The organism is Phenylobacterium sp. Root700 (assembly GCF_001429025.1).
In the GTDB taxonomy this organism is placed as follows: domain Bacteria; phylum Pseudomonadota; class Alphaproteobacteria; order Caulobacterales; family Caulobacteraceae; genus Phenylobacterium.
On record NZ_LMHT01000010.1, the window covers coordinates 1 to 20,433 of the forward strand.

At 68.4% G+C, this 20,433-nt stretch carries 22 protein-coding genes; 8 read left to right on the top strand and 14 right to left on the bottom strand.

What is annotated here, in order from left to right; all coding sequences use genetic code 11:
- The first annotated feature begins 354 nt into the window (after positions 1 to 354).
- Positions 355 to 1,308 carry an IS110 family transposase gene (locus tag ASE02_RS04830; protein WP_056731706.1) on the top strand — a complete coding sequence of 318 codons (954 nt, stop codon included), beginning with the start codon at positions 355 to 357 and terminating at the stop codon, positions 1,306 to 1,308.
- A 38-nt stretch (positions 1,309 to 1,346) separates the two neighbouring features.
- On the opposite strand, the gene ASE02_RS04835 is transcribed toward ASE02_RS04830, so the two are convergent.
- A complete protein-coding gene (locus ASE02_RS04835; protein WP_056731708.1) occupies positions 1,347 to 2,324 on the bottom strand; it encodes an NAD(P)H-quinone oxidoreductase in 978 nt (325 codons plus the stop codon).
- An 84-nt stretch (positions 2,325 to 2,408) separates the two neighbouring features.
- Between ASE02_RS04835 and ASE02_RS04840 the strand changes: the two genes are divergently transcribed.
- Complete coding sequence (locus ASE02_RS04840; RefSeq protein ID WP_056731709.1) at positions 2,409 to 2,615, top strand: DUF1192 domain-containing protein; 207 nt, start codon at positions 2,409 to 2,411, stop codon at positions 2,613 to 2,615.
- Positions 2,616 to 2,750: 135 nt separating this feature from the next.
- Positions 2,751 to 3,257: a DUF1465 family protein gene (locus ASE02_RS04845; RefSeq protein ID WP_056731712.1), complete on the top strand. Its 507-nt coding sequence runs from the start codon at positions 2,751 to 2,753 to the stop codon at positions 3,255 to 3,257.
- A 266-nt stretch (positions 3,258 to 3,523) separates the two neighbouring features.
- Here the strand turns inward: ASE02_RS04845 and rpmE are convergent, their stop codons facing one another.
- Positions 3,524 to 3,748, bottom strand: coding sequence for a 50S ribosomal protein L31 (rpmE, locus tag ASE02_RS04850; protein WP_056731714.1), 225 nt, complete (start codon positions 3,746 to 3,748; stop codon positions 3,524 to 3,526).
- Positions 3,749 to 3,867: 119 nt separating this feature from the next.
- Here rpmE and ASE02_RS04855 point away from each other — a divergent pair, with 119 nt between their 5' ends.
- Positions 3,868 to 5,718 (top strand): ABC transporter transmembrane domain-containing protein, encoded by a 1,851-nt coding sequence (locus ASE02_RS04855; RefSeq protein WP_056731717.1) that lies wholly within the window; start codon positions 3,868 to 3,870, stop codon positions 5,716 to 5,718.
- A gap of 105 nt (positions 5,719 to 5,823) precedes the next feature.
- Here ASE02_RS04855 and ASE02_RS04860 read toward each other — a convergent pair whose 3' ends face one another.
- From ASE02_RS04860 to ASE02_RS04875, 4 genes are all read right to left on the bottom strand, one after another.
- Positions 5,824 to 6,846 carry a glycerophosphodiester phosphodiesterase gene (locus tag ASE02_RS04860; RefSeq protein ID WP_056731719.1) on the bottom strand — a complete coding sequence of 341 codons (1,023 nt, stop codon included), beginning with the start codon at positions 6,844 to 6,846 and terminating at the stop codon, positions 5,824 to 5,826.
- Positions 6,847 to 6,893: 47 nt separating this feature from the next.
- The gene (locus ASE02_RS04865; RefSeq protein WP_056731721.1) at positions 6,894 to 7,688 is read right to left on the bottom strand and encodes an inositol monophosphatase family protein; all 795 of its coding nucleotides are present in this window, start codon (positions 7,686 to 7,688) and stop codon (positions 6,894 to 6,896) included.
- A 104-nt stretch (positions 7,689 to 7,792) separates the two neighbouring features.
- Positions 7,793 to 8,440, bottom strand: a complete 648-nt coding sequence (gene thiE, locus ASE02_RS04870; RefSeq protein ID WP_056731723.1) for a thiamine phosphate synthase — start codon at positions 8,438 to 8,440, stop codon at positions 7,793 to 7,795.
- Between the two features lie 40 nt (positions 8,441 to 8,480).
- Positions 8,481 to 9,563 (bottom strand): cytochrome ubiquinol oxidase subunit I, encoded by a 1,083-nt coding sequence (locus tag ASE02_RS04875; protein WP_056731725.1) that lies wholly within the window; start codon positions 9,561 to 9,563, stop codon positions 8,481 to 8,483.
- A gap of 193 nt (positions 9,564 to 9,756) precedes the next feature.
- Between ASE02_RS04875 and ASE02_RS04880 the strand changes: the two genes are divergently transcribed.
- Together ASE02_RS04880 and bfr are read left to right on the top strand one after the other, a co-directional pair.
- Positions 9,757 to 9,942: a bacterioferritin-associated ferredoxin gene (locus ASE02_RS04880; RefSeq protein ID WP_056731727.1), complete on the top strand. Its 186-nt coding sequence runs from the start codon at positions 9,757 to 9,759 to the stop codon at positions 9,940 to 9,942.
- Positions 9,943 to 10,053: 111 nt separating this feature from the next.
- Positions 10,054 to 10,545 (top strand): bacterioferritin, encoded by a 492-nt coding sequence (gene bfr / locus ASE02_RS04885; protein ID WP_056731729.1) that lies wholly within the window; start codon positions 10,054 to 10,056, stop codon positions 10,543 to 10,545.
- Between the two features lie 66 nt (positions 10,546 to 10,611).
- On the opposite strand, the gene ASE02_RS04890 is transcribed toward bfr, so the two are convergent.
- The gene (locus ASE02_RS04890; RefSeq protein WP_056731731.1) at positions 10,612 to 10,860 is read right to left on the bottom strand and encodes a hypothetical protein; all 249 of its coding nucleotides are present in this window, start codon (positions 10,858 to 10,860) and stop codon (positions 10,612 to 10,614) included.
- 104 nt (positions 10,861 to 10,964) lie between these two features.
- On the opposite strand from ASE02_RS04890, the gene ASE02_RS04895 reads away from it, so the two are divergent.
- A complete protein-coding gene (locus ASE02_RS04895) occupies positions 10,965 to 12,071 on the top strand; it encodes an alpha/beta fold hydrolase (protein WP_056731733.1) in 1,107 nt (368 codons plus the stop codon).
- 15 nt (positions 12,072 to 12,086) lie between these two features.
- On the opposite strand, the gene fba is transcribed toward ASE02_RS04895, so the two are convergent.
- The 3 genes from fba to gap all read right to left on the bottom strand — a co-directional run bounded on the left by fba (position 12,087) and on the right by gap (position 15,490).
- Complete coding sequence (fba, locus tag ASE02_RS04900) at positions 12,087 to 13,172, bottom strand: class II fructose-bisphosphate aldolase (RefSeq protein WP_056731735.1); 1,086 nt, start codon at positions 13,170 to 13,172, stop codon at positions 12,087 to 12,089.
- Between the two features lie 23 nt (positions 13,173 to 13,195).
- The gene (gene pgk, locus ASE02_RS04905; protein ID WP_056731737.1) at positions 13,196 to 14,386 is read right to left on the bottom strand and encodes a phosphoglycerate kinase; all 1,191 of its coding nucleotides are present in this window, start codon (positions 14,384 to 14,386) and stop codon (positions 13,196 to 13,198) included.
- A gap of 93 nt (positions 14,387 to 14,479) precedes the next feature.
- Entirely contained in the window at positions 14,480 to 15,490 is a 1,011-nt protein-coding gene (gap, locus tag ASE02_RS04910) for a type I glyceraldehyde-3-phosphate dehydrogenase (protein WP_056731739.1), read from the bottom strand.
- Positions 15,491 to 15,672: 182 nt separating this feature from the next.
- On the opposite strand from gap, the gene ASE02_RS04915 reads away from it, so the two are divergent.
- Positions 15,673 to 16,500 carry an MliC family protein gene (locus tag ASE02_RS04915; RefSeq protein WP_056731741.1) on the top strand — a complete coding sequence of 276 codons (828 nt, stop codon included), beginning with the start codon at positions 15,673 to 15,675 and terminating at the stop codon, positions 16,498 to 16,500.
- 54 nt (positions 16,501 to 16,554) lie between these two features.
- On the opposite strand, the gene ASE02_RS22215 is transcribed toward ASE02_RS04915, so the two are convergent.
- The 4 genes from ASE02_RS22215 to tkt are packed head-to-tail and all read right to left on the bottom strand — an operon-like array spanning position 16,555 to position 20,320.
- Positions 16,555 to 16,731, bottom strand: coding sequence for a hypothetical protein (locus ASE02_RS22215; protein ID WP_156405909.1), 177 nt, complete (start codon positions 16,729 to 16,731; stop codon positions 16,555 to 16,557).
- Between the two features lie 59 nt (positions 16,732 to 16,790).
- Positions 16,791 to 17,099: a hypothetical protein gene (locus ASE02_RS04920; protein WP_056731743.1), complete on the bottom strand. Its 309-nt coding sequence runs from the start codon at positions 17,097 to 17,099 to the stop codon at positions 16,791 to 16,793.
- 45 nt (positions 17,100 to 17,144) lie between these two features.
- Positions 17,145 to 18,344, bottom strand: a complete 1,200-nt coding sequence (purT, locus tag ASE02_RS04925) for a formate-dependent phosphoribosylglycinamide formyltransferase (protein WP_056731745.1) — start codon at positions 18,342 to 18,344, stop codon at positions 17,145 to 17,147.
- Positions 18,345 to 18,349: 5 nt separating this feature from the next.
- Positions 18,350 to 20,320 carry a transketolase gene (gene tkt / locus ASE02_RS04930; protein ID WP_056731747.1) on the bottom strand — a complete coding sequence of 657 codons (1,971 nt, stop codon included), beginning with the start codon at positions 20,318 to 20,320 and terminating at the stop codon, positions 18,350 to 18,352.
- Positions 20,321 to 20,433 lie beyond the last annotated feature (113 nt).

The following is a 20,433-nucleotide window of genomic DNA, read 5'->3' on the forward strand; positions in this document are numbered from 1 at the left end:
GATCATCCTCAACCTGTCACGGATGTCTCCGAACACCCGTCACCGATGTCTCCGGTCTGAACAGTAGCGGGGGAGGGGGACCGCGAAGCGGTGGAGGGGGCGGCCTCAAGCTCAGAGCCCAGTCTCGCCCCCACCACCACCCTTCGGGCGGTCCCCCTTGTTTGTTGGAACGCTGGTAGTTTGCGGCTGTCTTCCGGGACGTCCGCCTGGCGTTAGGCGCGCCAGGCGGACAGCCTGCGGAGGGACCGTTTTCCCCTGAGCCTTTGTGGACTGTGGGGGAGCAGGGTCGCCGCTGGCGTTTCATGACCCGGATGGTTGCAGGGACTTTGGGTCCGAAGCCACAAGGATGGGTCGATGGAACAGCGCCAAACTAGCACGAAGATCGCCGGGATCGATGTCGGCAAGTCGAAGTTGGATGGCGCGGTGCATGGCCTGGAGGACACGACGCAGGTCGATAATGCGCCGGCCGGGTTCAGCGAGCTGATCGGCTGGCTGAAGGCCCGCGCGGTGGGCCGGGTGGGGCTGGAGGCCACCGGCGGCTACGAGCGCGCCGTGCGACAGGCCTTGGAGGCCGCGGGCTTCGAGGTGGTGGTGCACCAGCCCATCGAGGTCCGGCGCTTCGCTCAAATGAAGCGCTGGCGGGCCAAGACCGACCGGCTCGACGCCCAGCTGATCGCCGCGGCCACCGCGCAGGTGGATGCGGTGCGGGCCGCCCAGGATCCTCGACTGCAAGCGCTGGCCGAGCGGTTGACCACCTATGAGCAGATCACCGACCAGGCCGCCCAGCTCAAGACCTTCCTGGAGCACGTCACCCTGGCGGACCTGACCCAGGCCGTCTGTGTCCAGATCGCCGCCATGACCGCGCTAAAGGCCAAGCTCGCCGCCGAGATCCTCAAGCAGATCAAAGCCCACGACGACCTGCTCGCCCGTTACAGACTGCTCGTCTCGCTGCCTGGCTTCGGACCGATCGTGGCGGCCACCCACGTCATCCGCATGCCCGAACTCGGCCAGATGCGGCGCGGCCAAGCCGCCTCGCTGATCGGCGTCGCGCCCTTCGCCCGCGACAGCGGACAGTACAAGGGCCAGCGCTTCATCGGCGGCGGACGCAGCCGGCCGCGGCGGATGCTCTATATCGCCGCCCTCGCCGCCAAGCGCTGGGATCCCGCCCTCAGGGCCTTCGCAGAACAGCTGCTCGCCCGCGGCAAGCCGCCAAAACTCGTCATCGTCGCCGTCATGCGAAAACTCGTCGAGGCCGCAAATCTCGTCCTCAGCCGAGGACAGCCATGGCTGCGACAACCCCCAGCCTGAACATGGTTGCTCCCCCATCAGGATGGGGGAGGAAAGAGTCAGGCGGCGATCAGCATCACCTTGCCGACGTGGCCGCCGGCTTCGAGATAGGCGTGGGCCGCGGCGGCCTCCGCCAACGGGAAGGTCTTGTCGATCTGCGGCGTCAGCTTGCCCGCCGCGATCCAGGGCCAGACGGTCGCCTCGACGGCCGCCGTCAGGCGGGCCTTCTCGTCGGCGTCGCGGGGCCGCAGGGTCGAGCCGGTGATCACCGCGCGCTTCATCATCAGGGCGAAGATCGGCAAGGTCACTTCCGCGCCGGCCTGGCTGGCGATGTAGACGATGCGCCCGCCGGTGCGGATCGAGGCCAGGCCCTTGGCGAAATAGTCGCCGCCGACCATGTCCAGGATCACGTCGACGCCGCCGTCGGCCTTGGCGACCTCGGCGAAGTCCTGGGTGGTGACGTCGACGCTGAGGTCGGCGCCCAGCTTCAGCGCCTCGGTGGCCTTGCCGGCGCCGCGGCCGGTGGCGATCACCCGGGCGCCGGCGGCCTTGGCCATCTGTATCGCCGTTGTCCCGATGCCGGACGTCGCGCCGTGGATCATCACGGTCTCGCCGGCCTTCAGGCTCCCATGCTCGAACACATTGGCGAAGACGGTGAACACCGTCTCGGGCAGGGCGGCGGCCTGCACATAGTCGAAGCCGGCCGGGATCGGCAGGGCGTGGCGCGCGTCGCAGGCGGCGTATTCGGCGTAGCCGCCGCCGCCCAGCAGGGCGCAGACCTTGTCGCCCACCTTCCAGCGTCCGGCCGCGACCACGACCTCGCCGGCGACTTCGAGGCCCATCGTGTCGGGCGCGCCGGGCGGCGGGGCGTAGGCGCCCAGGCGCTGGATGATGTCGGGACGGTTCACGCCGGCCGCATGGACCTTGATCAGGATCTGGCCTGGACCGGGAACCGGTCGCGGAATCGAAACCGCCTTCAGGTTTTCCGCAGGTCCTCGCCCGCCCTCCACAGCGATGGCGGTCATGGTTTCGCTCACGGGTGTGCCCTCCGGTATTTTTGCGGGTAAAGTTTCCTTACGTGCTCAGATAGACGTCGAAGGACGCCCGGCAAAGGGAGGCTCTTGGTGGAAGAACCCGTGGAAGTCCGTGTGGGGCGCGGCCAGCGCCTGACCGAGGCGATGCGCGAGGACCTTGAACTCTACGCGGTCGCCGAGCTGGAAGAGCGTATCGAAGCCCTGGAAGCCGAAATCGCCCGATGTCGTGCCCAGATTGAGCGTAAGCGTGCGGGCCGCGCCGAGGCCGACGCGCTATTCTCACGCCCAAGCTGATCGTGCTCACGGCTAACCGAACGTAAACGACGATCATCGATAACGGATGTTTACGTTTGGCACGGGGGTTGCAAGCCCATCGGTCCGAGCGCCGCATTCCGAAGCGGGCGAAGTTTTTAGAGGCTAAGTGCTTTCATGACCGATGGATTTGCCCCGGCGGGCGCCTGGCGAGCGGACGTGATCCAGGACTTCGCCCGGTCCGAGTTGTTCGACCGGACCTTTCAGGAAGGCATGGACCTCGTCGAGGAGACCGCCGGCTATCTGGACGGCTCCGGCCGACAGGAATCCAAGCTGCTGTCGCGCAGCGCGGCTCTGGCCTATGCGGCCGAGAGCATGCGGCTCACCACCCGGCTGATGCAGGTGGCCTCCTGGCTGCTGGTGCAGCGCGCGGTGCGTGAGGGCGACATGCCGCCCGAGGGCGCCTGCGAGGAACGCTACCGGCTCGGCGCCGAAGACGTCTGCCGCGGCGCCACCACCGAAGACCTGCCTTCAGGCCTGCTGGCGCTGCTGGACCGTTCTGAGCGGCTCTATGAGCGCGTCCGTCACCTGGACCGCCGCATGTACGTTGAAGAGACCACCATCGAGGTCCCGAACCCGGTGTTGTCCCAGTTCGACCGCCTGCAAGCCGCCTTCGGGGCTTAAGCTTCTCTCAGGTGTCATCCCGGAAAGCGCGTAGCGCTTGTCCGGGATCCATTCGCGCCGAGCGCGCCGAATGAATCCTTGATCAGGGCGATCCTTATCCAGGCGCCCTGATCTCCACGATCAGGTGTTCATAGGTCCCGGACAAGCGCTGAGCGCTTTCCGGGATGCCAATCGTTGACGACCAGCCACGCAAAAAACGCCGCGCACGGGACGCGGCGTTTGTTCGCTTGTGAGGCGCCAGGGCGCGCTGAGCGCGCCGCAGGGGCCTACTTGCGGGTAAAGGCGCCGAACTTGGCGTTGAAGCGCGACACGCGGCCGCCGCGGTCCAGCATGTGCTGGTTGCCGCCCGTCCAGGCCGGGTGCGTCTTCGGATCAATATCCAAATTCAGCGTCGCGCCTTCTTTGCCGTACGTCGAGCGCGTCTGATAGCTCGTGCCGTCGGTCATCACCACGGTGATGAAATGATAGTCGGGGTGGGTGTCTTGTTTCATCGAGAGGGCAACCGACGTAAAGGAGCGGCAGGAATATATCGCTCCGCCAGAGATGGCAGGCGCGAGGAAGCCGCGCGTATACAGGAAAAGGCGCGGTAAGAGCAAGGGCGCTAGTTTATATGAGTGATTTGGCCCCTGAGGCTCCCGCCCCCGGTCGCCCCAGCGCGGGCGCCGCATTGGCCCAAGATCTGAACGAAGCCGCCGACCGCCGCGCGCGTAGCCGCAACGTCAAGGCGCTCGGCCGCCTGACGCCGTTCCTGGCCCTGCATAAGGGCGACGCGGCCTGGGCGGGCCTGTTCCTGATGACCGCGACGGCCTCGACCCTGGGCCTCTCCGGCGCCGTGCGGTTGCTGGTCGACCATCTGACCGGACCCAAGGCCAGCGCCGCGACGGTCGATCCCTGGTTCTGGCTGATCGGCGGGGTGGCCCTGGCGCTCGCCGCCTCCAGCGCCCTGCGCTACTTCTTTGTGACCAAGCTGGGCGAGCGGATCACCGCCGACCTGCGCAAGGCCGCCTACGCCCACATTCTCACTCTCGACCCGACCTTCTTCTTAAAGACGCGTACGGGCGAGGTGCTCTCGCGCCTGACCACCGACATCCAGATCGTCGAAAGCCTGCTCTCCACATCTATCTCCGTGGCGCTGCGCAACCTGCTGACCCTGATCGGCGCGCTGATCCTGCTGGTGATCGTCAGTCCCGGCATGACGGGCCTGGTGTTGGGCATCTTCCCGTTCGTGCTGGCGCCGCTGTTCCTGTTCGGCAGGCGGGTGCGCAAGCTGACCATGTCGACCCAGGACCAGTTCGCGGCCGCCGTCGGCCACGCCGGTGAAACCCTCGACGCTCTGGAGACTGTACAGGCCTTCGGGCGCGAGGACGCCGGCGCGGCGCGGTTCGGCGACGCGGTCGAAAGCTCGTTCCAGACCTCCCTGCGCCGGATGACGGCGCGCGCCATCATGACCGCCCTGGTTATCGGCCTGGTCTTCGGCGGCGTGGTGGTGATCTTCTGGCTGGGCGTCCATGCCGGACTGCGCGGCGAGATGACCTGGGGCGCGCTGTTCCAGTTCGCCTTCCTCTCTGTGATGGCCGCCGGCTCGGTCGGCGCCCTGGGCGAGACCTGGGGCGACGTCCAGAAGGCCGCTGGCGCCATGGAGCGGATCTCCGAGCTGCTGGCCGCCAAGCCGTCCATCGCCGCCCCGCCGGCGCCCAAGGCGCTGCCGGTCCCGGCGCGCGGCGAGATCGCGTTCGAGGACGTCAGCTTCGCCTATCCCGGCCGTCCCGACGCCCTGGCGCTCAGCGGCTTCTCCCTGAACGTGGCGCCTGGCGAGCGGGTCGCCCTGGTCGGCCCCTCGGGCTCGGGCAAGAGCACCGTCTTCCGGCTGCTGCTGCGCTTCTATGACCCGCAGAGCGGGACGATCCGCCTGGACGGCGTCGACCTGCGCGACGCCGATCCCGCGCAGGTCCGCGCCCGCATGGCGCTGGTCGCCCAGGACTCGCCGCTGTTCTCGGGGTCGGCGGTGGAGAACATCCGCTTCGGTCGCCAGGACGCTGATCTGGTCGCCATCCGCGCCGTCGCCCAGGCCGCCCAGGCCGAGACCTTCCTGGACGCCCTGCCGCAGGGCTTCGAGACCCCGCTCGGCGACCGCGCCCGCAGCCTGTCGGGCGGTCAGCGCCAGCGGCTGGCCATCGCCCGCGCCCTGATCCGCGAGACCCCGATCCTGCTGCTCGACGAGGCCACCAGCGCGCTGGACGCCGAGAACGAGCAATTGGTGCAGCGGGCGCTGGAGAGCGCCATGGTCGGCCACACCACCCTGGTCATCGCCCACCGCCTGGCCACCGTGCTGAAGGCCGACCGCATCGTGGTCATGGACGGCGGCAAGGTGGTCGAGCAGGGCACGCACGGCGAACTCGCGGCCAGGGGCGGTCTTTACTCCCGCCTGGCGGCTTTGCAGTTCGGGGATGCCGCGGCTTAGGCCCCCTCCGTCGCGCTTCGCGCGCCACTTCCCCCAGCGGGGGAGGATCGCGCACAATAGATGCTCCCCCGCTGGGGGAGCTGTCGGCGTAGCCGACTGAGGGGGTTAGCCCCGCGCGGCGACGGCGAGGCCGGGGAAGTCGCTGAACACGCCGTCGACCCCCGCGGCGTAGAGCGCGAGGAAGACGGCTTCAGCGTCGCCATGCTCGGCGAGCGAGGTTCCGCGCCGCAGCTTGGCCGGCAGGAAGCGGTTCTCGGCGCGCACGGTCCAGGGATGGACCAGGAGGCCCACGGCGTGGGCGTCGGCCACCAGGGCGCTGGGCGGGCCCAGCGCGCCGTCCAGGGTCGGCAGGACCATCGACCAGTCGGGGCCTACCCCGTCGGCGTATTGTGCGATGGCCTTCAGGCCCTCGGCGCTGACCATGGCAGGGTTGCCGGCGCCGACCAGCTGCACGCGGCGAGCCTTGGAGAGGGTCTTGAAGGTCGCCAGCGGGGCGGCTTCGAAGCACTGGACGAACACGGGGGCGTCGCGCGCGTCCAGGCCGTTGGTCTTCAAGGCGGCGGCCAGTCGCGCCTCGATCGGCAGGCCCAGGCTGGCCAGAAACGCCGGGTGCTTCATCTCAGGATAGACGCCGATCGTGCGGCCGACGCGGCGGCTCTCAGCCGTGGCCAGGTCGATGACTTCCTGGAAGGTCGGGACGGCTTCGCGGCCGTCGAACTTGGCGCTGCCGGGACGCAGGTCGGGCAGGCGCTCGCGGGCGCGCAGGGTCTTCAGTTCGGCCAACGTAAAGTCTTCGGCGAACCAGCCCTCGACCTTTTCGCCGTCGATGAACTTGGCCGTGCGGCGGACCGCGAATTCGCGCCGCGAGGCGATGTCGGTGGTCCCGGAGATCTCGTTCTCGTGACGAACCACCAGGACGCCGTCCATGGTCAGCACCAGGTCGGGTTCGATGAAGTCGCAGCCCTGGTCGACGGCCAGGCGATAGCCCATCAGCGTGTGCTCGGGCCGCTCTCCGCTGGCCCCGCGATGGGCGATCACGATCGGCTTGCGCGCCGGGCTGGCCAGGGCGGGCGTCGCCGCAAGGGCGGCGGCGGTGGCGGCGGTGAAGGCGCGGCGGGTCAGATGCATGAGGACGACTTAGCCGTCCTCGATGACATCTCCGTCAAGGCCAAGCTCTAGCCGGCGGCCTTCAGCTTATCGAGCATCAGCGGGTGCAGTTCGAGGTTGGCGGTGCAGATCGAGCCGTTGGTCAGCATGTCTTCGCCGCCGTCCATGTCGGTGACCTTGCCGCCAGCTTCCTGGATCATCAGCAGACCCGCGGCCATGTCCCAGGGCTTCAGGTCGCGTTCCCAGAACCCGTCCAGGCGGCCGGCGGCCACGTAGGCCAGGTCCAGCGAGGCGGCGCCGAAGCGGCGGACGCCGGCGACGCGCTGGCTGATCTGGTGCAGTTCCTTCAGGAACCGGGCGTGCTGGCCGTGGCCCAGGAACGGGATGCCGGTGCCCAGCACGCTCTCGTCCAGGTGCTTGCGGCCGGCGACGCGCAGGCGCTTGTCGTTGACGAAGCAGCCCTTGCCCTTTTCGGCCCAGAACAGCTCGTTGGTGACCGGGTTGTAGGTCACCGCCGCCACGATCGCGCCTTCGCGCTGCAGGGCGATGTTGATCGCGAAGTGCGGGATGGCGTGCAGGAAGTTGGTGGTGCCGTCCAGCGGGTCGACGATCCAGGTGTGGGTCTTGTCGGTGCCTTCGATCAGGCCGCGTTCCTCGCCGAGGAAGCTATAGCCGGGACGGGCCTTTTCCAGCGCTTCGAACACGGCTTGCTCGGCCTTGAGGTCGGCGGCGGAGACGAAATCAGCCGGCGCCTTGCGCGACACCTGCAGCTCGGAAAGCTCGCCGAAATCACGGTTCAGGCCCCGGGCCGCCTTGCGGGCGGCGTCGGACATCACTTTCAGAAGGGCGGTTTGCGTCGACACAGGTGTTCCAGTTCTAGCGCCCAGGGTGCGCCAAACGCGCCGGAAAGGCGGAAATTCGAGGCGCGGAACCTAGTGGGAGCAGGGCCTCAAGGCAAGGATAGGCCTCAACCCCGCTGCGACAAGCCCTGAGCGATGGCCGCTTCGATGGCCTTCACCGCCGCGACGGGGCCTTGCGGATGGGCCCAGACGCCGGCCGAAACCGCCAGGAAATCGGCGCCCGCCGCGGCCAGGCCCGCGGCGTTTTCCGCGTTGATCCCGCCGATGGCGACGCACGGGGTCTCCATGAACTGCTGCCAGATGGTCAGGATTTCCGGCTCGGCCTGGGTGGGCGCGTCCTTGGTGGTGGTCGGGAAGAACGCCCCGAAGGCTACATAGTCGGCCCCGCCCTCGGCGGCCTCCATCGCCAGGTGGCGGCTGTCGTGGCAGGTGACGCCGATCATCGCGTCCTTGCCCATCAGCTTGCGGGCCTCGCCGAGCGGAGCGTCGGACTGGCCGACATGGACGCCGTCGCAGCCCAGCTTGGCGGCCAGGTCGGGCCGGTCGTTCAAGATCACCGCCACGCCGCGCGCCTGGGCGATGGGGGCCAGCGCCGCGACGGCGGCGGCGATCACCTCGTCGGGCTGGTCCTTCATGCGGATCTGCAGGGCGGCGACGTCGCCGGCGTCCAGCGTCTGCGCCAGCAGTTGAGCGAAGGCGGGCAGATCGTCCAGGCGCGGCGGGGTGATCAGATAGAGGCGGCAATCGGCGGTCATGGCGCCTTCTAACCCCGCCTGTAGTCGGGCGACAGGGCGTTCATCGGGGCGCCGGTCCAGCCGGCCCCTGCGCGACCAGGCGCAGGATATAGAGCGCGCCCGCCGCGCAGATGACCAGCAAGCCTGACATCCAGGCCGAGACCTGGTTGGCGCTCACGGGCTGGGGGCCGCCCGTGGCTTGCAGCATGGCGATGGTCCAGCCGGTGATCGCGGCGACAAAGCCGGCCGGTCCCATGACGACGCAGGCGCGGAGAAAGGCCCCGGAGCGTTCCGGCGCGCTGCGCGCGCACAGCCAGGCGCCCCAGGCGCCCAGCACGATCATCGCCACGCCCAGGCCGGCCATGACCCGGAACGACCAGAAGGAGATCGCTGTCGGCCCGCCGTCCCCGGGGGCGAGGGGCCTCAAGTCCCGTGCTTCGGCCGCGCGGGGCAGGGCGGTGAGGTGGAACGCCTGCTCGGTCCCCCAGAACGTCTCGACGGCGGCCAGTTTGGCCGGCTGCGGCAGCATGACGTCCTTGCCGGACATGTCCCCGACCAGCAGCTGCATCGGCGCGACAATGGCGAGTATGCCCACGGCCATGCGCAGGCTCATCTGCGACTCCAGCTCGTCCTGGCGCTTCAGCAGCCGCCAGGCCGAGGCCGCGCCGACCACCAGGGCGGTGGTCAGGTAGGCGGCGAGCGTCACGTGCATCAGCCGCGAGGCGGAGCTGGGGGAAAGGGGCACCCAGCTGTAGGCCGAGCTGACCCAGAAGGCCCAGATCAGCGCGCCGAGCGCGATCAGAACGGTGGCCGCGGCGTGCAGGCCAGGCCCCGCCTTCTTCCAGCCGAACAGCATGATCGCGAGGAGGCTCGCCGCCAGGACCAGGGGCGCCAGCATCTCCCAGGCGATCACGGGGTAGCTCATCGCCAGGCTCGTCACGACGCTGAGGCAAAGCGAGACGGCGAAGATTTTCAGCCAGAAAACATAGAGGGCCTTGAAGACTTCATTGCGTGTCGCGAGCCAAAGTCCCTCGAGGACCGCGAGGTAGCCAGCCAAGCCGATCGCCAGATTCGAGAAGATGATGTGGAACGCAACAGTAGGAGCGAACTGCAGCCCAGGCGGAATCAAGGCGTCGACGTCCATCCGCCGTAGTCCCCAGCTCTGGCGCCGCCCTCGCCGTTGACGGCGGACACCTCCCACTCCACGCCAAGCAACGTGTCGGGCCAAGCTTCGCTTCAGCGACAAACCGCCGCAGGGCGGTGGCGTGCAACTTGCAAATGATTTGCAACGGCGTTCGCATTTGCTACATATGCCGGGTCGTCAGAGAGAAACTGCCTTGTACATCTGCAATTGTAACGGCATCCGTGAGCGCGAAGTCCGCGCCGCCATCGACGCCGGCGCGACGCGCCCGGCCGAGGTGTTCCGCGCATGCGGCTCGCAAGCCCAATGCGCGCGCTGCGTTTGCGAGATGCGCCAGATGATCAGCGAGCAGGGCGAGGCCCTGCGCTACGCCGCCGAATAGGTCGCTTCGCAAGCTTGCGAACGAAACGCGGAATCACTTGCAAACATAGGCTTTGACTCACATCGCCGTGGGTAAGAGTTTGCCCCTCGAAACGGATTCGAGGAGGTTCATATGCAAGGCGACAAGGCCATCATTCGGCGGTTGAACGCTGTGCTCACCAACGAGCTCACTGCGGTGAACCAGTACTTCCTGCATGCGCGGATGTACGAAAACTGGGGTTTCGCCCGCCTCGCCAAGATCACCTATGACGAGTCCATCGGCGAGATGAAGCACGCCGACAAGCTCATCAAGCGCATCCTGTTCCTCGACGGCCTGCCCAACCTGCAGGACCTGCACAAGCTGAAGATCGGCGAGACTGTGCCCGAGTGCATGACCTCTGACCTGTCGGTCGAGGTCAGCGGCCGCGCCGACCAGATCGCCGGCATCAAGGAGTGCGAGGCCGCCGAGGACTACGTCACCCGCCAGATCCTGCGCGAGATCCTCACCGACACCGAGGAGCACATCGACTTCCTCGAAACCCAGCTCAGCCTGGTGAAGTCGCTGGGCGAGCAGAACTACCTGCAGAGCGCGCTCGGCGAGCTCGAAGGCGCCGGCGGCCACTAGGTCGCCGACCAACGCGAGACGTCGTGGCCGGGCTTGTCCCGGCCATTTGCGTTTCAGGCCAGGTGATCAACGCCGCCTGCCGCGCGGGTGGTTGACGTCATAGGGTTCGTCATAGCCGCGCCGCGCCGAATAGAAGGCCAGCCACATCAAGCCGCCGGCCAGCGCCCCCACGGTCAGCAGGCCGCCGACGACATAGAGCAGGACCGGCGTCAGGGCGTCCCAGCCGCCGCCGATGCGCGACCCGGCATAGAAAATCCAGCCGCCGAACGCGGCCAGGACAGCAAAGCCGAGGAAGCAGGCGAAGAAGGTCTTCATGACCTAGCAAGCCGCGGGCGGGCCGAAGAGTTCCGATCCCCGCCAAAGCTTGACCATAGGTAGCATCCACCATCTCTTGCGTGTGGGCTGGTGAGGAGTGACCGATGCGTCGGTTCGCAAGATGGGCGCTGGCGGGGGTGATCGGCCTTGGCGTCCTGTTGGGCGGCGCGGCGGGTTACCGCGCTTGGCGCCAACACCAGATGGCCGAGCAGCTGGCGATCCGGACGCCCCAGGGCGTTCAGGAGTCCCGCTTCGTGCGGCTGAACGGCGTCGAGCAATGGGTCACGATCCGTGGCCAGAATCGCAACAACCCGGTGCTGTTGATCGACGCCGGCGGTCCCGGCGGGACCAGCCACCTGCGCATGTCGCTGATTCAGTCCTATGAACGCGACTTCACCCTGGTCCATTGGGATCGGCAGGGCGCCGGCAAGACCTTCGCGCGGGCCGGCGGCGTGATCGACCCGGCCCTGACCCAGGATCGGCTCGCGGCCGACGGGATCGCGCTGGCTGAGTATCTGCGCGGCCGTCTGGGCAAGGAGAAGATCGCCCTGGTCGGCGTGTCGTTTGGCTCGATCAGCGGGCTGAAAATGATCAAGGCGCGGCCGGACCTGTTCTCGGTCTATGTGGGGACGGGCCAGGAAATCGATCAGCCTGCCGAGCCGCAGCGTTACTACGATCAGGCCTTGGGCTGGGCGCGTGATGCGGGCGACGAGGCGACTCTCGCGGGGCTCAGGACCCTGGGGCCGCCACCCTATGACGCCGCCCAGGAAGAGACGCTCTGGGCTCTCGATGCGGCGGTCAGGCCGAGCGAAGGCTCGGCGGCCGACTTGCGGAACTTGGCGCTCACCCTGCCCGGATGGAGCCTCCGCGAATTACTGGCCGCGCAGGCGGCCGATAAGGCCGCCCGGCGCCACTTCACCGAGGTGAGCCAGGAGCACGGCCGGTTCCAGGCCGCGTCCCTGGGGCTCGACTACCAGGTCCCGATCGTCGTCATCCAGGGCGAGTGGGATGATCCGACGCTGTCGGCCGGGTGGCTGGATCAGATCCGGGCGCCGCATAAGGTCGGCGTCGTGCTGCCCAAGGCCGGACACAGCGCCATGATCGCCGATCCGGCGGCGTTCGGGGCGGCCTTGCGCCGCGAGGTTCTGCCGCTGGCCCGGGCGGCCGACATGCAAAAGCCGCCGCCCGGTGGGGCGACGGCTCTGCGGTAGATCAGAGGCTAGGGTCTACTCGGCGGCTTGGCGGGTGACGCCGATCTTCGGGGCCAGCTCGCCGGAGGCGTAGCGTTTGGCCATTTCCGACAGCGGGATCGGCTTGATCTTGTGAGCGTGACCGGCCGTGCCGAACTCCTCGAAGCGCTGCACGCAGATGGCGCGCATGGCTTCCTTGGCGGGCTTCAGGTAGCCGCGCGGATCGAACTCGCCCGGCTTCTCGACGAAGACTTTCCGGATCGCCGCGGTGATGGCCATCCGGTTGTCGGTGTCGATGTTGATCTTGCGCACGCCGTGCTTGATGCCGCGCTGGATCTCTTCGACCGGCACGCCCCAGGTCTGGGGCATCTCGCCGCCGTATTGGTTGATCAGATCCTGCAAGTCCTGCGGCACCGAGGAGGAGCCGTGCATCACCAGGTGGGTGTTGGGCAGGCGGCGGTGGATTTCCTCGATCACGCCCATGGCCAGGACGTCGCCGTCCGGCTTGCGGGTGAACTTGTAGGCCCCGTGGCTGGTGCCCATGGCGATGGCCAGGGCGTCGACCTGGGTGGCCTTCACGAACTCGACGGCCTGGTCGGGATCGGTCAGCAGCTGGTCGTGGCCCAGAACGCCTTCGAAGCCGTGGCCGTCTTCCTTCTCGCCCATGCCGGTCTCAAGGCTGCCGAGCACGCCCAGCTCGCCCTCGACCGAGGCGCCGACCCAGTGGGCCATGTCCACGACGCTGCGGGTCACGCGGACATTGTAGTCGTAGTCGGCCGGGGTCTTGGCGTCGGCCATCAGCGAGCCGTCCATCATCACCGAGGTGAAGCCGTACTGGATCGCCGTGGCGCAGGTGGCTTCGTTGTTGCCGTGGTCCTGGTGCATGCAGATCGGGATGTGCGGATACAGCTCGGCCATCGCGTCGATCAGGTGCTTCAGCACGATGTCGTTGGCATAGGAGCGGGCGCCGCGCGACGCCTGCATGATCACCGGCGAGTCGGTGGCCTCAGCGGCCTCCATGATCGCCAGCGCCTGTTCCATATTGTTGATATTGAACGCCGGGACCGCGTAGCCTTGCTCGGCCGCGTGATCCAGAAGTTGTCTCAAAGTAACTCGGGCCATGCCCTGCCCTCCGTAGTTGGTCGTTAATTGGCCAGCGCCGCCACTCCGGGCAGCTGCTTGCCTTCCATCCATTCAAGAAACGCGCCGCCCGCCGTCGAGACGAACGTAAAATCTTCGGCGCAGCCGGCCGCGTTGAGGGCGGCGACTGTATCACCCCCGCCGGCCACAGCCACCAACTTGCCTTCCCTCACCAGTTCGGCCGCAAAGTGGGCGGCGGTCATGGTGCCCTTGTCGAAGGGCGGGATCTCGAACACGCCGAGCGGGCCGTTCCAGATCAGGGTCTTGGAATTGGCCATGGCGCGGCAGAGTCGCTCGACGCTCTCGGGGCCGGCGTCCAGGATCCGTTCGTCCTCGTCGACCGCGCCCAGGCTGCGCACGCGGGCCGCGGCGCCGGGCGCCATCTTCTCGGCCACCACGATGTCGATCGGCAGGAAGAGCTTGCAGTTGTTCTGGCCGGCCAGGCGGATGATGTCGCGCGCGGTCTCGGCCAGGTCCTTCTCGCAATAGGACGCCCCGACGTCGTGGCCCTGGGCGTAGAGGAAGGTGTTGGCCATGCCGCCGCCGATGGCCAGCTTGTCCAGCTTGGTCACCAGGTTGCGCAGCAGGTCGAGCTTGGTCGACACCTTGGAGCCGCCGACAATGCCCATCACCGGGCGCTCGGGATTGCCCAGCGCCTTGTCGAGCGCGGTGAGCTCCAGCCGCATCTGCTCGCCCGCATAGGCCGGCAGCAGGTGGGCCAGGCCCTCGGTCGAGGCGTGGGCGCGGTGCGCCGCCGAGAAGGCGTCGTTCACATAGAGGTCGCCGTTCGCGGCCAGGGCCTTGGCGAACTCCGGATCGTTCTGTTCCTCGCCTGCATGGAAGCGGACGTTTTCGAGCAGCAGCACGTCGCCGGCCTTCAGGGCGGCGACGGCCGCAGCCGCGACCGGGCCGACGCAGTCGTCGGCGAAGGCGACCGGCGAGCCCAGGACCTTGGCCAGGGCGCCGGCGATCGGCGCCAGGGTCATCTCCGGCACGCGCTTGCCCTTGGGGCGGTCGAAGTGGGCCAACAGGATCACGGTCGCGCCGCCGGCGCGCAGCTTCTCGATGGTCGGCACGGCCGCGCGCAGGCGCGTGTCGTCCGACACCTCGCCCTCAGCCATCGGCACGTTGAAGTCCACGCGCACCAGGGCGCGTTTGCCGGCGAGGTCGGCGTCGTCGAGGGTGCGGAAGGTCATGCGAAGGCTCCGGTCGCCCGGAAGGTTCCGGGGGCCAGTGGGGTCCGAGAAGTGAAACGGGCGCCGTCTTTCGAGGGCGCCCGTCGCAGAGGTTTAGATCAGCTTGGCGAGCGCCACGGCGGTGTCGCTCATGCGGGTCGAGAAGCCCCACTCGTTGTCGTACCAGGACAGGACGCGGCCGAGGCCGCCGTCGATCACCTGGGTCTGGGCCAGAGCCGCCGTCGAGGAGGCGGCGATGTGGTTGAAGTCGATCGAGACCAGCGGATCGTTGGTCACTGCCAGCACGCCCTTCAGCGGGCCGGAGGCCGCGGCGGCCGACAGGGCCTCGTTGATCTCTTCCTTGGTGATCGAACGGCCAGGGACCCAGGTCAGGTCGACGACCGAGACGTTGGGGGTCGGAACGCGGATCGAGGAGCCGTCCAGCTTGCCGACCAGTTCGGGGATCACCAGGCCCAGCGCCTTGGCGGCGCCGGTCGAGGTCGGGATCATGGACATCGCCGCGGCGCGGGCGCGGTAGAGGTCCTTGTGCATGGTGTCCAGCGTCGGCTGGTCGCCGGTGTAGGAGTGGATCGTGGTCATGTAGCCGCGCTCGATGCCGGCCAGGTCGTGCAGCACCTTGGCGATCGGGGCCAGGCAGTTGGTGGTGCAGGACGCGTTGGAGATGACCAGGTCGCTGGCGGTCAGGGTCTGGTGGTTCACGCCGTAGACGATGGTCTTGTCGGCGTTGTCGCAAGGCGCCGAGACGATCACGCGCTTGGCGCCGGCTTCCAGGTGGGCGGCGGCCTTGTCGCGGGTGGTGAAGAGGCCGGTGCACTCCAGGGCGATGTCGACGCCCAGGTCCTTGTGCGGCAGGTCCTTGGGATCACGGATGGCCGTGACCTTGATCTTGCCGAAGCCCACGTCGATGGTGTCGCCGTCAACGACGACGTTGCCCGGGAAACGGCCATGGACGCTGTCGTAGCGCAGCAGGTGGGCGTTGGTCTCGACGGGACCCAGGTCGTTGATCGCGACGACCTCGATATCTTGTCGCGCATGCTCGACGATCGAACGCAGGACCAGCCTGCCGATACGGCCGAAACCATTGATGGCGACGCGAACGGTCATCGAGAGAACTCCTGAGCCAATTGATTTGGGGCGGTTTCTTGAGGTCGGGGGCCGGGGAGTCAACCCCGGGAGGGTAAAGTCTGGCCGCAACAGGCCATGGTATCGTTTTCATCGACCTGGGCGGGAACAGGAACAGGGTTCGGACGCTTCGGCTGGCGCTGAGCAATAGAGGAAGCAGCAGAGTGGCGAACCTTCACCAACTGACCGCGGTCGCGGCGATGGCGGCAATGGGCCTGGCGGGCTGCGGCAAGGCGCCTGAAAAGGCGCCCCCGCCGCAACCGGCGGCGCAGGCCGCGCCGGTCACGGTCTATGCGTGCGAGGACGGGCGCACGGTTCGCGCCAGCTATCCTGACGCCGACACCGCCGTGGTCGATGTCGGCGGGATGAAGCGCACCCTGAAGATCGCCATCTCGGCCAGCGGCGCGCGCTATATCGGCGAGGGCCTGCAGTGGTGGACCAAGGGCATGGATCAGGGTCAGCTCAGCCCGCTGGCCTCGGGCGAGGATATCGCCAGCGCCTCGGGCGTGAACTGCAAAGCGCCCGGAGAGACCGCCGCCGCCCCGCCTGCGCCTGGCGCGCCCGGCGGCCTGCCGGACGAGCGCAGGCCGGTCTCCGAGGGGCCGTTCACGCCGCAGAACGCCCAGGGCGCGGCCAATGTGGTGCAGACCTATTACGCCCTGGTCGCCGAGAAAAAATACCCCGAGGCCTGGGCTCTCTGGAGCGACGGCGGCAAGGCCAGCGGCATGGCGGCCAAGGACTTCGCCGCGAGCTTCGACAAGTACGAGAGCTATAACGCCGAGATCGGCGCGCCGGGCGAAATCGAGGGGGCGGCAGGGTCGCTCTATGTCGCGGTGCCGGTGGTGATCTACGGCAAGCTGAAGACCGGCGGCCCGGTGCACATGAAGGGCGAGGTGCGCCTACGCCGCGTCAACGACGTGCCAGGCGCCACGCCCCAGCAGCTTAGCTGGCATATCGCCGAGACGGCGCTGAAGCCCTCGCCGGGAGGCTGACAGGTTCGAATTTGGCGGACGCGACCGCAAGGCCGCGCCCGCCGGTCGGCTTAGTTAGTGCTGATGCTCAGCCGGCGGCTGGGCGGGCTTGCCGTCCGACGCCTTGTCCTTGCAGCACTCGCACTTGGCGCAACAGTCCATCTTCATCGCCTGCTCGGCGGCGAAGGCCGCTCCGCCGCTCACGACGGTGAGAAAGGCGGCGACCGCCAGGGTCTTCATTGCGATTTTCATGTTTCGTCCTTTCGGCCACGCGGGCCGTGATGTGATTGAACCTTGGAGGAGGACGTCCCTCAGGCGCGCGGGGGCGGTGTTTCCGGCGCGGGGTTCAATCCGATCATCCGCTGCGGGCTCTCAGCGGTGAGGGCGGTGAAGGCGACCGGCCGCGCGTCAAACCGCGGCGGGGCGTTGGGGATCGCGTGGCAGACCACGCAGACGATCTTGCAGGTCTCGTGCGCGGGTGCGCCGCAATCGCCCATGGGCTGATCGGTCGGGCTCATGGCCATCGTCGCGGCCATCGCCGGAGCCGGATTCGCCATCGCCATCGGCGCGTTGAGCGCGACGGCGAGGAGCACCAGGATGGCGATCAGGCTGCGGACCATGGCCGAAGTTCAATCACGGCCAGGGCGTTCCGCCAAGCGGGCTTACTAGCCGGCGACGGGCTTCACCCGCGAGGCGGCGTCATGGGCGCGTTCGCGGGCCTGGTCGGTATCGGCTCCGCGCGCCAGGGCCACGCCCATGCGGCGGCGCTCGAAGGCCTGCGGCTTGCCGAACAGGCGCAGGTCCGCGCCGGGCACGCTGAGCGCCTCGGCGACGCCCTCGAAGGCGATCGCCTGGGCGTCCATGCCGCCATAGATCACCGCGCTGGCGCCGGGCTCGCGCAGGTCCGTATTGACCGGCAGGCCCAGGATGGCGCGGGCGTGCAGGGCGAACTCGCTGAGGTTCTGGGTGACCAGGGTGACGAGGCCGGTGTCGTGCGGACGCGGGCTGACCTCGGAGAACCAGACCTCGTCGCCGCGCACGAACAGCTCGACCCCGAACAGGCCAAGCCCGCCCAGTTCGTTGGTGACCTCGCGGGCGATCTGCTGGGCGCGGGCCAGGGCGGCGGGGCTCATCGTCTGGGGCTGCCAGCTCTCGACATAGTCGCCCTTGACCTGGCGGTGGCCGATGGGATCGCAGAAGCTGACTTGGGGCCCGCCGTCCGCGCCGACCGAGCGGACGGTCAGCAGGGTGATCTCGAAGTCGAACTCGATCCGGCCCTCGACGATGACGCGGGTCTGTTCGACCCGGCCGCCTTCCAGGGCGTAACGCCAGGCGGCGGCGATCCCCTCGGGGCCTTCCACATAGGACTGGCCCTTGCCCGAGGACGACATCACCGGCTTCACGAAGCAGGGGAAGCCGGCGACCTGCGCGGCGGCGATGGCCAGCTCAGCCTCCGACGAGGCGAAGGCGTAGGGCGAGGTCGGCAGACCAAGCTGCTCGGCCGCCAGCCGGCGGATGCCCTCACGGTTCATGGTCAGCTGGGCGGCGCGGGCCGTCGGGATGACGGTGGCCAGCCCCTCGGCCTCGATCGCCACCAGTTCGTCGGTGGCGATCGCCTCGATCTCCGGCACGATCAGGTGCGGCCGTTCCAGCTCCACCAGGGCCCGCAGGGCCGCAGCGTCGGTCATGGCGATGACGTGGCTGCGGTGGGCGACCTGGTGGGCCGGGGCGTTCGGGTAGCGGTCGACGGCGATGACCTCGCAGCCGAGCCGCTGTAGCTCGATGGCGACCTCTTTGCCGAGCTCGCCCGAGCCGAGCAGCATGACCTTCACGGCGGTGGGCGAGAGCGGCGTACCGAGGCGCATGGTGTTTAGCCCAGCTTGGCTTTGGCGGCGGCGACCACGGCCTCGGCGGTGATGCCGAACTCCTTGTAGAGCCGCTCGGCCGGGGCGCTGGCGCCGAAGCCCTTCATGCCAACGAAGGCGCCGTGCTCACCGATGAACCGCTCCCAGCCAAAGCCGAGCCCGGCTTCGACGGCGACGCGGACCGGCGCCGTGCCGATGACCTCGGCCTGGTAGCTCGGCGATTGGAAGCTGAACAGTTCCCAGCAGGGGGTCGAGACGACGCGGGTGGCGACGCCTTGGGCTTCCAGGGTCGCGCGGGCGGCGACGGCGATGGAGACCTCGGTGCCGGAGGCGAAGATCGTCACCTGGGCCGGGCCGCTGGCGGCGATCAGTTCGTAGGCGCCCTTGGCCGAGAGGTTCTCGGAGCCGGAGTCGCGCACCGCCGGGACCTTCTGGCGCGACAGGGCCATGACCGACGGCGTCTTCTTGGTGCCCAGCGCCAGCTTCCAGCATTCGGCGGCTTCCACCGCGTCGGCCGGGCGATAGACGTTGAGGTTCGGGATCATGCGCAGGCTGCCGACATGTTCCACCGGCTGGTGGGTCGGGCCGTCTTCGCCGACGCCGATGGAGTCGTGGGTCATGACGTGGATGACTCGGGTCCCCATCAGGGCGCCCAGGCGGATCGCCGGGCGGCTGTAGTCGGAGAACACCAGGAAGGTGCCCGAGAACGGGATCACGCCGCCGTGCAGGGCCATGCCGTTCATCGCCGCGGCCATGCCGTGCTCGCGCACGCCGTAGTGGACATAGCGGCCGTCATAGTCGGGCAGGTCGAAGGCTTTGGTGCCCTTGACGAAGGTGTTGTTTGAGCCGGTCAGGTCGGCCGAGCCGCCGACCAGTTCGGGGATGGCCGGAACCAGGTGATCCAGCGCCGAGCCGGAGTGCTGGCGGGTGGCGGCGGCGGGCTTGGAGGCGGCGGCCTCGGCGATGTGGGCGTCGATGCGCTCGAAGGCGCCGGCCGGCAGGTCGCCGCGCATGGCGCGTTCGAACTCGCTCTTCAGCGCCGACTTGGACAGCTGGGCTTCCCACTTCTTGCGGACCTTGCCGCCCTTCTTGCCGGCCGCGCGCCAGGGCTTCAGGACCTCTTCCGGCACCACGAAGGGCTCGGCGGTCCAGCCCATGGCCAGGCGGGCGTCGGCGATCTCGTCGTCGAACAGGGTGTAGCCGTGGCTGTGGGGGTCGCCTTCCTTGCGGCCGGCGCCCTTCGAGATCTTGGTCTTGCAGGCGATGAAGGTCGGGCGGTTCTGGCGGGTGGCCCACTTCATGGCCGCGGCGATCTTGCCCGGGTGGTGGCCGTCGACTTCCTTCACGGCCCAGCCATAGGCCTTGAAGCGGGCGAGCTGGTCGCCGGTCTCGGAGATGGTGGCTTCACCGTCGATGGTGGTGTTGTTGTCGTCGAACAGCACGGTCAGCTTGGCCAGCTTGAAGCGGCCGGCGATCGAGGCGGCCTCGTGGCTGACGCCTTCCATCAGGCAGCCGTCGCCGGCGATCACCCAGGTGCGGTGGTCGACCAGGTCGTCGCCGAAGCGCGAGGCCAGGTGGCGTTCAGCCATCGCCATGCCCACGGCGGTGGCGAGGCCTTGGCCCAGCGGACCGGTGGTGGTCTCGACGCCCGGGGTGTGGCCGTATTCGGGGTGGCCGGCGGTGTTTGAGCCCCACTGACGGAAGTCGCGGATCTGGTCCATCGTCACGGCCTTGAAGCCGGTCAGGTGCAGCAGCGAGTAGAGCAGCATCGAGCCGTGGCCCGCCGACAGCACGAAGCGGTCGCGGTCAGCCCAGTCGGGCTTGTTGGCGTCGTACTTCAGGTATTTCGTCCAGAGCACGGTGGCGACATCGGCCATGCCCATCGGCATGCCTTGGTGCCCCGACTTCGCCTTGTGGACGGCGTCCATCGAGAGCACGCGGATCGCGTCGGCCATGGTGTGCTGCGGTGCGGACATTATCTCTTCCGGTGAATCTGGGCGGGATTTGCGCGCGGCGTCGCACGCACGGACTGAAGAATCAAGGAAGCGTCACGCCACAGGGCGGGTTTCAGCGCCGCCCCGACGCGGTC